The organism is Nocardioides abyssi, assembly GCF_030412915.1.
GTDB lineage: Bacteria > Actinomycetota > Actinomycetes > Propionibacteriales > Nocardioidaceae > Nocardioides > Nocardioides abyssi.
Window position 1 is genome coordinate 1 of sequence record NZ_JAUHJR010000192.1, and the last position, 275, is coordinate 275.

The 275-nt window shown below is 41.5% G+C and carries 1 protein-coding gene; it reads right to left on the bottom strand.

Annotated features, from left to right (window positions below; translation table 11 throughout):
* Window positions 1-224, bottom strand: a 224-nt coding sequence (locus QWY29_RS21370) for a hypothetical protein (RefSeq protein ID WP_300963061.1), incomplete at its 3' end; no start/stop codon positions are given.
* Window positions 225-275 lie beyond the last annotated feature (51 nt).

Genomic DNA, 275 nt, shown 5'->3' on the forward strand with positions numbered 1-275 from the left:
TTATTCTCCTTGTAAAGCTTATGGTTCATAGCTTGCGCATAGTACATTTCATACAAATTGGCCATTGCCTGCACAGGGAAAAGAATCAGTTGCTTATACGCATCCTTATATTCCTGTTGGAGTGTCATATATTGGCGCAATGCTTCCGCTTCGAGCTTAATAAACTCATCAGAAACCTGCTTCCACTCTCCGGTCTCCAGATTATAAGTCTTGCGGTCAAGCATTTCAGCAGTAACCCTACCGGCATATTTGCTATATAAGTTCAAAATGCGCAT